Raw genomic sequence first — 9,959 nt, 5'->3', positions numbered from 1 at the left:
GGCCCTGAAAAACAAAACGCCCGATGCGGTGCATCGGGCGTTTTGAGGTCTGTCGGTCTACCTGAACAGGTGTAAACCTATTTCAGGACTAGACACTGTAGGAGCGAATTCATTCGCGAAGACAGCAGGCAATACCTGTATGCCTCTTCGCGGATAAATCCGCTCCTACGTCCTGATGTCTTACGACTTGGCGTTTTCAGCCGCTTGCTTGAGCAAAGGCTGCAATTCACCGTTCTGGAACATTTCGCTGATGATGTCGCTACCGCCGACCAGCTCACCGGCTACCCACAGTTGCGGGAAGGTCGGCCAGTTGGCGTATTTAGGCAGGTTGGCGCGGATTTCCGGGTTCTGCAGGATGTCGACATAAGCGAACTTCTCGCCACATGCCATCAACGCCTGGGCGGCTTTGGCCGAAAAGCCACACTGCGGGGCATTCGGAGCGCCTTTCATGTAAAGCAGAATGGTGTTGTTGGCAATCTGCTCTTTAATCGTTTCGATGATATCCATGGAGCACCTCGGCTGAACTTTCCGACTCAGTTGTCGGCACGGTGGCGCATTGTAACGGAATCCCGTGTCAGACGCTCAGTCTTGAAACTCAACAGGCCGTCACTTGCACCGGAACACCATTCAAGACGGCATTACCGGACAGCGCATCCAATTGTCGTTCGTCGGTGAGGTCATTGGCACTGACGCCCGGCAAGCCCTGTGCGATATCCAGCTGCACGCCTGCGCGAGCATGCCCCCAGCCATGGGGGAGGCTGACCACACCGGGCATCATCTCCTGGCTGCCCACGACCTGAACCTCGATCGTCCCGACCCGGGAGCTGACCCTGACCTGCTGCCCATCGCTCAAACCTCGGCCAGCCAGATCGTCCGGATGCATCAACAACTGATGCCGTGGCTTCCCCTTCACCAGCCGGTGATAGTTATGCATCCAGGAGTTATTGCTACGCACATGCCGTCGCCCGATCAACACCAGCTCCCCTGATTGCGGAACAGGTGAGCCGATGAAACGCTGCAGATCAGCCATGATGGCTTCGGGAGCGGCCTGGATATGCCCGCTGGCAGTCTTGAGGCGTGTGGCCAGGCTTGGCTTCAACGGCCCGAGGTCCAGCCCGTGGGGATGATTGCTCAAGGCCTTTACGGACAAGCCATGATCCGACGCTTCGCCATACCGCCCCTTGCGCAGACCCAGGTCGATGAGATCCGCAGGTGGCAGGGTCGGTTTCAATTCTTTCTGCGCCTTGGCGGCAAAGGCCTTGGCCAGCCCGACAAAGATCTCCCAGTCGTGTAATGCACCTTCCGGCCTGGCAAAGATCGCCCGGTTGAAACGGGTGACATTCCGCACAGCCAGGAGGTTGAACGTGGTGTCGTAATGATCGTTTTCCAGCGCCGAGGTCGAAGGCAGGATCAGATCGGCATGGCGAGTGGTTTCATTGATGTAGAGGTCGATGCTGAGCATGAAGTCCAGCCCGCCCAAAGCCTCCTCCAACTGGCGTCCGTTGGGAGTGGAGAGGACCGGATTGCCGGCCACCGTGATCAAGGCACGCACCTGCCCTTCCCCTTCGGTCAGCATCTCCTCGGCCAGCGCCGAGACAGGTAGCTCGCCGCCATACTCGGGCAAACCGGAAACCCGACTCTGCCAAAGGTTGAAGTGCCCGCCCGACGTCGACGAAACCAGATCCACGGCAGGCTCGGTACACAAGGCACCACCGACCCGGTCCAGATTGCCGGTCACCAGATTGATCAATTGCACCAGCCAGTGGCACAGGGTTCCAAAGGCCTGGGTGGAAATTCCCATCCGCCCGTAACAGACCGCCTTGTCGGCAGCGGCAAAATCCCGGGCCAGTTGCCGGATCTGTTCGGCAGGAATGCCGCAACGCGGGCTCATGGCTTCGGCATTCAGATCCTTGATGGCCTCCCGCACCTGATCCAGCCCCTCGACGGGCAAATGGCTGTCGCGGGTCAGCCCCTCTTCAAACAAGGTATTGAGCAGGCCGAAAAGCAATGCGGCATCACCACCGGGCCGGATAAACACGTGCTGATCGGCAATCGCGGCCGTCTCGCTGCGCCGTGGATCAACCACCACCACCTTGCCGCCACGTCGCTGAATGGCCTTCAAACGCTTCTCGACATCCGGGACAGTCATGATGCTGCCGTTGGAAGCCAATGGATTGCCACCCAGAATCAGCATGAAATCCGTGTGGTCGATATCGGGGATCGGCAACAGCAAGCCGTGGCCATACATCAGGAAGCTGGTGAGGTGATGGGGCAATTGATCGACGGACGTTGCCGAGTAGCGGTTACGGGTCTTGAGCAGGCCGAGAAAATAGTTGCTGTGGGTCATCAGCCCATAGTTGTGCACGCTGGGATTGCCTTGGTAGACCGCCACCGCGTTCTGCCCATGACGTTGCTGAATGGCAAAAAGCCGATCAGCGACGAGATCAAAAGCCTCCTGCCACTCAATCGGATGCCATTGAGTGCCGACACGCCGCATGGGCTGACGCAAACGGTTCGGGTCATTCTGGATATCTTGCAGGGCCACGGCCTTGGGACAGATATGGCCGCGGCTGAACGTATCGAGCGGATCCCCCTTGATCGAGGTGATGACAGGGGGCGCATCCCCGGATGTCGTGGTTTCGATGGTGAGGCCGCAAATGGCCTCGCACAGGTGGCAGGCACGGTGGTGCTCGGTCCTGATCATCGCAGCCTCATATTCTTGTCAGGGCAGTCGGATTGATTGCATTGACAAGAATATGGAACCTCATCGCCGGGCACGCCAGAGACGTTCGTCTCATGAATCCCCGTGCATCAGGCGGGCGGATACTTCCGGTGGTCAGTTGCCGATGGGCGTGACGACCTTGCGCTGCAGCTGGATTTCCGTAACGGTTTCGATCTGCTCCTGGGCGACATGCACCCCGGTCAGTTCACCGATCAGGCGCCAGTGTTCGTCCAGGCCAGAGCTGATGGTTGCCATGCGGTCGATCATGCGACGGCCCGCAGCCCGCGTGACTTCGTCTTCACTGCGCAACAACTCAAAAGACATCGACGTCATCGAAGCGGTGAGGTGTGTCAGGGTACGCGCAGTCAGCCCAAGCAGCTCCGTTAGTTGTCGTTCCTTTGAGTCCATTCCTCAGCCCCTCGATTGAATTGAGACGTTCTCTTGTAACTCTTTATAACTCACGCACGCCCTTAAAGAAACGGGCGACTTTTCAGCCGCGTGAAGCACGTCGCATAAGCATAGAGGCATCTGCGCGGACTGTTGCAGTATCGGCATTAATTGCCAAGCGCGGTTTGGTCAGTGTACAAATGCTGCCTTCTGCGATCAGCGTGCCGTTTGAACAAGAGCATTTACGATTACAGACTCCGCTACTTCTTAAGTAAGCATGCTATTGGTAAGACGCGACATTTTTTTATACTATCGCGCCTCCCTTATTCGTCGCCCCGTGCGGCTTTCGCCGCAGGTCGTGCCCGTTTTCCCGATAAAACCCGGCTTTCAGAACCTGCGGTCTGTTGCAAAAAAGGTAGTTAATAATGAGCGCCAGGCACTTTCTCTCGATGATGGATTACACCCCAGATGAGCTGCTGGGCTTGATCCGTCGTGGCGTAGAGCTTAAAGACCTGCGAAATCGCGGCGTGCTTTTCGAGCCCCTCAAGAATCGAGTACTGGGTATGATTTTCGAGAAATCCTCGACACGTACCCGTCTTTCCTTTGAGGCAGGCATGATCCAGATGGGCGGCCAGGCCATCTTTTTGTCCCATCGCGACACTCAATTGGGACGTGGCGAGCCGATTTCCGACAGTGCAAAGGTCATGTCGCGCATGCTCGATGCGGTGATGATTCGTACCTATGCCCACAGCAACCTGACCGAATTCGCCGCCAATTCCCGTGTCCCGGTGATCAATGGCCTGTCCGATGACCTGCACCCATGCCAGTTGCTGGCCGACATGCAGACCTTCCTGGAACACCGCGGCTCGATCAAGGGCAAGACCGTTGCCTGGATCGGCGACGGCAACAACATGTGCAACAGCTATATAGAAGCCGCCATCCAGTTCGACTTCCAGTTGCGCGTCGCCTGCCCTTCCGGTTACGAGCCGAACCCGGAGTTCCTGGCGCTGGCCGGTGATCGCGTGATTGTCACCCGGGATCCGAAAGAAGCGGTCGCTGGCGCGCACCTGGTCAGCACCGACGTCTGGACCTCCATGGGCCAGGAAGAAGAAACCGCCAAACGCATGGCCCTGTTCGCACCCTTCCAGGTCACTCGGGCATTGCTCGATCTGGCAGCCGAAGACGTGCTGTTCATGCATTGCCTGCCAGCTCATCGCGGCGAAGAAATCAGCGTCGATCTGCTGGACGATCCACGCGCGGTCGCCTGGGATCAGGCCGAGAACCGCCTGCATGCACAGAAAGCCTTGCTGGAGTTCCTCGTCGCGCCGTCCTACCAGCCAGCATGAGCCATTCCCTGCTGCTGAATCTGCGTCATCTGGCCTGCGGCTATCAGGATCAGCGTGTGGTGCAGGATCTCAACCTGCACCTCAACGCCGGAGACATCGGCTGCCTGCTGGGCTCCTCGGGTTGCGGCAAGACCACGACCCTGCGCGCCATTGCCGGTTTCGAGCCGGTTCATGCGGGCGACATCACCCTCGCCGGCGAAGTCATTTCCCGCCCCGGCTGGACCCTGGCACCCGAGAAACGCCGGATTGGCATGGTGTTTCAGGACTATGCGCTGTTCCCTCATTTAAGCGTTGCCCAGAACATCGCTTTCGGCATCCGCAAGCACCCACGCTTGAATCAGGTGGTCGACGAATTACTGGAGCTGGTCAACCTGGGCTCGCTGGGCAATCGCTATCCCCATGAACTGTCCGGCGGGCAACAGCAGCGTGTCGCACTGGCCCGGGCATTGGCGCCGGAACCTCAACTGCTGTTGCTGGACGAACCGTTCTCCAATCTGGACGGGGAATTACGCCGCCGCCTGAGCCATGAAGTACGTGACATTCTCAAGGCCCGTGGCACCAGTGCGATTCTGGTGACCCACGATCAGGAGGAAGCGTTCGCGGTCAGCGATCATGTCGGTGTCTTCAAGGAAGGCCGGCTGGAGCAGTGGGACACGCCCTATAACCTGTATCACGAACCACAGACGCCTTTCGTTGCCAGCTTCATCGGGCAGGGCTATTTCATTCGCGGCCAGTTGATCGATCCGCAATCGGTACAGACCGAGCTGGGCGTGCTGCGCGGCAACCGCGCCTATCCGGGCGCCAGCGGCAGCGCCGTCGATGTATTACTGCGGCCGGACGATATCGTCTACGCGGCAGACAGCGACCTGAAAGCACGGGTCATGGGCAGAACCTTCCAGGGCGCCTCGGCCCTGTATCGCCTGCAACTGCCGACCGGCAGCCAGCTTGAAGCCATATTCCCCGGTCATGCCGATCACATGACAGGCGAAGACGTCGGCATTCGCGTGGTCACCGAACATCTGGTGCTGTTCCCCGCCGCCGGAACGGTACCCGTGTAGGAGCGAATTCATTCGCGAGAGGTCGGTACATCCACCAGAAATGTAGCGGCAGGAATGAGGTCTTCGCGAATAAATTCGCTCCCACCAGTTCCCCCCACAATCCATTGTGAGAGGGGGGCGAAGACACTTTTCATTCACGACCTATGGCAGCAAAAGTCGCCTTGGTGTGTTCAGCCAGCACCGCCGCCGACAACTCGACCTCAAGCCCGCGCCGCCCCGCGCTGACGTAAATGGTCTCGAAAGGCTGGGCGCTCTGATCGATGAAGGTGCGTAAACGCTTCTTTTGCCCCAGCGGGCTGATCCCGCCCAACAGATAACCGGTCGCCCGCTGAGCCGCCGCCGGGTCGGCCATCTCGGTCTTCTTCGCGGCCGCGGCACTGGCCAGAGCCTTGAGATCCAGGGTTCCGGCCACCGGCACCACAGCCACCAGCAATTCCCCCTTTTCCGTGCTGGCGAGCAGGGTCTTGAACACCCGTGCAGGTTCAAGCCCCAGCTTTTCCACCGCCTCCAGCCCATAAGACGCCGCTTTCGGATCATGTTCGTAACTGTGAATCCGATGTTCGGCGCGAACCTTTTTCAATAAATCCAGCGCGGGGGTCATGCAGCACTCCTGGTAGCTCAAGGCGGACATTACTTTAGGTGAAAGGCGGCGCAAAAGCCCTGTCTCAAGGCATATTAATGCGTGATAGCTTTTTAAAATCAAAAAAATATTTCATAAACAAAAGGAAGAAAACGCAAATCAAGGTGTCAGAAAATATCGTCAACGGTTCACTTTCAACCTTTGACAGTATTCTTTCTTGTCTATATTTTTTCGTTTGCGAATATTTCTGAAGCTTGTCCATCAGAAAAATCCGCAGGGCCTCTCGGGAATGGGGTCTTCAGAGACAGAACATGAAAAAAACAAAAATGAGGCTTACATGACCCTATCAATGAAACAACCAACGCTCAAAGGCCAGTGTCTGGCCGAGTTCCTGGGCACCGCTCTCATGATTTTCTTCGGTACGGGATGTGTTGCAGCGCTCAAGGTCGCAGGTGCTTCATTTGGCTTATGGGAAATCTGCATCATCTGGGGCCTGGCCGTCAGCATGGGCATCTACTTGAGTGCCGGTGTGTCGGGCGCTCACCTCAACCCCGCCGTCAGTATCGCCCTCAGCCTGTTTGCCGGTTTCGAGAAGAAAAAGCTGCCCTTCTATATAAGTGCACAAATTGCAGGCGCCTTTTGCGGCGCTGGCCTGGTCTATCTGCTGTACATCAGCCTGTTCATTGAATTCGAACATACTCACAACATGCTTCGCGGCAGTGTCGAAAGCCTCGAGCTGGCATCAGTGTTCTCCACCTACCCCAATCCGGCCATCTCGGTCGGCCAGGCGTTTCTGGTCGAGGTCGTGATCACGGCCGTTCTGATGGGCGTCATCATGGCACTGGGCGATGACAACAACGGCCTGCCACGCGGCGCAATGGCGCCCTTGTTGATTGGCCTGCTGGTTGCCGTGATTGGCGCCTCCATGGGGCCGCTGACCGGCTTCGCCATGAACCCGGCACGGGATTTCGGTCCTAAACTGATGACATTCCTGGCGGGCTGGGATGAGATAGCGTTCACCGGTGGACGCGACATTCCCTACTTCCTTGTTCCGATTTTCGCGCCAATCCTGGGTGCCTGTCTGGGGGCTGCCAGCTACCGCGGACTGATCGCTCGCCACCTGCCCAACGCTGTCGAAGCCGAACAGGCTCCCGAAGCCATTAACGGCAAAGCCCAGACATCCGTTTGAATACCCCAATAACGCAAGGCAATCGACATGACAGACTCACAGAACAAGAATTACATCATTGCCCTTGACCAGGGCACCACCAGTTCACGGGCGATCATCTTCGATCGTGACGCCAACGTGGTGAGTACCGCCCAAAGCGAATTCGTTCAGCATTACCCGCAGGCTGGCTGGGTCGAGCACGACCCGATGGAAATCTTCGCCACCCAGACTGCCTGCATGACCAAGGCACTGGCCCAGGCCGACCTGCACCATAACCAGATTGCCGCCATCGGTATCACCAACCAGCGTGAAACCACCGTGGTCTGGGAGAAAGACACCGGCCGCCCGATCTACAACGCCATCGTCTGGCAATGCCGCCGCAGCACCGAAATCTGTCAGCAGCTCAAGCGTGACGGCCTTGAGGAATACATCAAGGACACCACCGGCCTGGTGACGGACCCGTACTTCTCCGGCACCAAACTCAAATGGATTCTGGACAACGTCGAAGGCAGCCGCGAGCGGGCACGCAAGGGCGAGCTGATGTTCGGCACCGTCGATAGCTGGCTGATCTGGAAATTCACCGGCGGCAAGATTCACGTTACCGACTACACCAACGCCTCGCGCACCATGCTGTTCAACATCCACACTCTGGAGTGGGACCCGCGCATGCTCGAAGTGCTGGATATCCCTCGCGAGATGCTGCCCGAGGTCAAGGCCTCCTCCGAAGTCTACGGCCACAGCAAGAGCGGGATTCCGATTGCCGGTATCGCAGGCGACCAGCAGGCTGCGCTGTTCGGGCAAATGTGCGTGGAGCCGGGTCAGGCGAAAAACACCTATGGCACCGGCTGCTTCCTGCTGATGAACACCGGCAAGAAAGCCGTCAAATCGGCCCACGGCATGCTGACCACCATCGGTTGCGGCCCACGCGGCGAAGTGGCTTACGCGCTGGAAGGTGCCGTATTCAACGGCGGCTCCACCGTGCAGTGGCTGCGTGACGAACTGAAAATCGTCAATGACGCGCTGGACACCGAATACTTCGCCAACAAGGTCAAGAACAGCAACGGCGTCTATCTGGTCCCGGCCTTCACCGGTCTGGGTGCGCCCTACTGGGACCCTTATGCCCGTGGCGCGCTGTTCGGCCTGACCCGTGGCGTGAAAGTCGATCACATCATCCGCGCCGCACTGGAATCCATCGCCTACCAGACCCGTGACGTGCTGGACGCCATGCAGCAGGACTCGGGCGAGCGCCTCAAGTCGTTGCGTGTCGACGGTGGCGCAGTGGCCAACAACTTCCTCATGCAGTTCCAGGCCGACATCCTCGGCACCCAGGTCGAACGCCCGCAAATGCGTGAAACCACCGCGCTGGGTGCTGCCTTCCTGGCGGGTCTGGCCATTGGTTTCTGGAGCAGTCTGGATGAGTTGCGCAACAAGGCCGTGATCGAGCGCGAGTTCGAGCCGCAATGCGATGAGGCTGAAAAAGAGAAGCTCTACGCGGGCTGGAAGAAAGCCGTCGAGCGCACCCGTGACTGGGAACCCCACGAAAACGAGGAGTAAGCCGGACGGGAGGCAGGTAGAGGCTGACAGCCAAGGTCTGGCTGCGGCATCATGGGCGCCATTTGCAGAGGGTGCCCCAAGGAAAAACAATGAACCTGCCTCCCCGCCAGCAACAGATTCTCGAACTGGTTCGCGAACGCGGCTATGTCAGCATCGAGGAAATGGCGACGCTGTTCGTCGTGACCCCACAGACCATCCGCCGGGATATCAACCAACTGGCGGAAATGAACCTGCTGCGTCGCTACCACGGCGGCGCGGCCTATGACTCCAGCATCGAAAACACCGCCTACGCCATGCGTGCGGACCAGATGCGCGACGAGAAACAACGGATCGCCGAAGCCATTGCCGCGCAGATCCCGGACAACGCCTCGCTGTTCATCAATATCGGCACCACCACCGAATCCATCGCCCGCGCCCTGCTCAACCACAACAACCTGAAAATCATCACCAACAACCTGCACGTGGCGTCGATCCTCAGCGGCAAGGATGATTTCGAGGTGTTGCTGGCCGGTGGCAACGTGCGTCGCGACGGCGGTGTGGTCGGCCAGGCCAGCGTGGACTTCATCACCCAGTTCAAGGTCGACTTCGCGCTGGTGGGCATCAGCGGCATCGACGAAGACGGCAGCCTGCTGGATTTCGACTATCAGGAAGTCAGGGTGTCCCAGGCCATCATCACCAACGCCCGACAAGTGCTTCTGGCCGCGGACTCCAGCAAGTTCGGCCGCAACGCCATGGTCCGGCTTGGCCCGATCACCCTGATCGATTGCCTGGTGACCGATCAGGCACCGGTCCCGGCCTTGCAGCAGTTACTGGCCCAGCACAAGATTCGGCTTGAGGTGGTTTGATTTTCATCCGTGTTCACAACTGAAGGGGGCAGACTACCGCCGTCGTGGCCAAAGCCCCTCCCACAGGGTCATCGACCTTGCAGGAGAGGATTTGTCCTCGCCTCCATGCCCCAGATAGCAAGACGCCTCTCTATCCATTGAGTGAAATTTCCGAGAGAATCCCGGCCTCTTGCGCCTCTCGATTCGGGTCACTAACCTCCTGCCGTCGCTGCAAAATCAGCGATCGGGTTTGGTAGACCTGAATTACGTAGGCGCAATGCGCCACCTTTCGCGAGGCGCATTTTTACGGCCTGCGTTTT

Annotated in this window: 9 protein-coding genes; 5 read left to right on the top strand and 4 right to left on the bottom strand. The window is 58.5% G+C overall.

What is annotated here, in order from left to right:
* Positions 1-180: 180 nt before the first annotated feature.
* The 3 genes from grxD to ACIPY9_RS06560 form a co-directional block, all read right to left on the bottom strand.
* Positions 181-507, bottom strand: a complete 327-nt coding sequence (gene grxD / locus ACIPY9_RS06570) for a Grx4 family monothiol glutaredoxin (RefSeq protein WP_400698287.1) — start codon at positions 505-507, stop codon at positions 181-183.
* Positions 508-595: 88 nt separating this feature from the next.
* Positions 596-2,704, bottom strand: a complete 2,109-nt coding sequence (locus ACIPY9_RS06565; protein WP_400698284.1) for a molybdopterin oxidoreductase family protein — start codon at positions 2,702-2,704, stop codon at positions 596-598.
* 132 nt (positions 2,705-2,836) lie between these two features.
* Positions 2,837-3,130 (bottom strand): hypothetical protein, encoded by a 294-nt coding sequence (locus ACIPY9_RS06560; RefSeq protein ID WP_400698281.1) that lies wholly within the window; start codon positions 3,128-3,130, stop codon positions 2,837-2,839.
* Positions 3,131-3,534: 404 nt separating this feature from the next.
* Between ACIPY9_RS06560 and argF the strand changes: the two genes are divergently transcribed.
* Together argF and ACIPY9_RS06550 are read left to right on the top strand one after the other, a co-directional pair.
* Entirely contained in the window at positions 3,535-4,455 is a 921-nt protein-coding gene (argF, locus tag ACIPY9_RS06555) for an ornithine carbamoyltransferase (protein ID WP_400698278.1), read from the top strand.
* Complete coding sequence (locus ACIPY9_RS06550; protein ID WP_400698275.1) at positions 4,452-5,513, top strand: ABC transporter ATP-binding protein; 1,062 nt, start codon at positions 4,452-4,454, stop codon at positions 5,511-5,513. The genes argF and ACIPY9_RS06550 overlap by 4 nt, the downstream gene beginning before the upstream one ends.
* Before the next feature lie 130 nt (positions 5,514-5,643).
* Here the strand turns inward: ACIPY9_RS06550 and ybaK are convergent, their stop codons facing one another.
* On the bottom strand, positions 5,644-6,114 hold the full coding sequence (gene ybaK, locus ACIPY9_RS06545; RefSeq protein WP_400698272.1) for a Cys-tRNA(Pro) deacylase: 471 nt from the start codon (positions 6,112-6,114) through the stop codon (positions 5,644-5,646).
* A 316-nt stretch (positions 6,115-6,430) separates the two neighbouring features.
* On the opposite strand from ybaK, the gene ACIPY9_RS06540 reads away from it, so the two are divergent.
* The 3 genes from ACIPY9_RS06540 to ACIPY9_RS06530 all read left to right on the top strand — a co-directional run bounded on the left by ACIPY9_RS06540 (position 6,431) and on the right by ACIPY9_RS06530 (position 9,660).
* The gene (locus ACIPY9_RS06540) at positions 6,431-7,282 is read left to right on the top strand and encodes an MIP/aquaporin family protein (protein WP_400698269.1); all 852 of its coding nucleotides are present in this window, start codon (positions 6,431-6,433) and stop codon (positions 7,280-7,282) included.
* 27 nt (positions 7,283-7,309) lie between these two features.
* Positions 7,310-8,815, top strand: a complete 1,506-nt coding sequence (glpK, locus tag ACIPY9_RS06535; RefSeq protein WP_400698266.1) for a glycerol kinase GlpK — start codon at positions 7,310-7,312, stop codon at positions 8,813-8,815.
* A gap of 89 nt (positions 8,816-8,904) precedes the next feature.
* Complete coding sequence (locus ACIPY9_RS06530; protein ID WP_400698263.1) at positions 8,905-9,660, top strand: DeoR/GlpR family transcriptional regulator; 756 nt, start codon at positions 8,905-8,907, stop codon at positions 9,658-9,660.
* The last annotated feature ends 299 nt before the right edge of the window (positions 9,661-9,959 follow it).

This window comes from Pseudomonas sp. NPDC089734 (genome assembly GCF_044748865.1).
Classification (GTDB): Bacteria; Pseudomonadota; Gammaproteobacteria; order Pseudomonadales; family Pseudomonadaceae; genus Aquipseudomonas.
Note: the sequence above shows the minus strand (reverse complement) of the source record. Positions and strands in the feature narration are given on the sequence as shown.

Excerpts from the sequence above, each read along its gene's own strand:
- ybaK (WP_400698272.1), bottom strand. The coding sequence starts at position 6,114 with ATGACCCCCGCGCTGGATTTATTGAAAAAGGTTCGCGCCGAACATCGG.
- ACIPY9_RS06565 (WP_400698284.1), bottom strand. The coding sequence starts at position 2,704 with ATGATCAGGACCGAGCACCACCGTGCCTGCCACCTGTGCGAGGCCATT.
- grxD (WP_400698287.1), bottom strand. The coding sequence starts at position 507 with ATGGATATCATCGAAACGATTAAAGAGCAGATTGCCAACAACACCATT.
- ACIPY9_RS06530 (WP_400698263.1), top strand. The coding sequence starts at position 8,905 with ATGAACCTGCCTCCCCGCCAGCAACAGATTCTCGAACTGGTTCGCGAA.
- ACIPY9_RS06550 (WP_400698275.1), top strand. The coding sequence starts at position 4,452 with ATGAGCCATTCCCTGCTGCTGAATCTGCGTCATCTGGCCTGCGGCTAT.
- glpK (WP_400698266.1), top strand. The coding sequence starts at position 7,310 with ATGACAGACTCACAGAACAAGAATTACATCATTGCCCTTGACCAGGGC.
- ACIPY9_RS06540 (WP_400698269.1), top strand. The coding sequence starts at position 6,431 with ATGACCCTATCAATGAAACAACCAACGCTCAAAGGCCAGTGTCTGGCC.
- ACIPY9_RS06560 (WP_400698281.1), bottom strand. The coding sequence starts at position 3,130 with ATGGACTCAAAGGAACGACAACTAACGGAGCTGCTTGGGCTGACTGCG.
- argF (WP_400698278.1), top strand. The coding sequence starts at position 3,535 with ATGAGCGCCAGGCACTTTCTCTCGATGATGGATTACACCCCAGATGAG.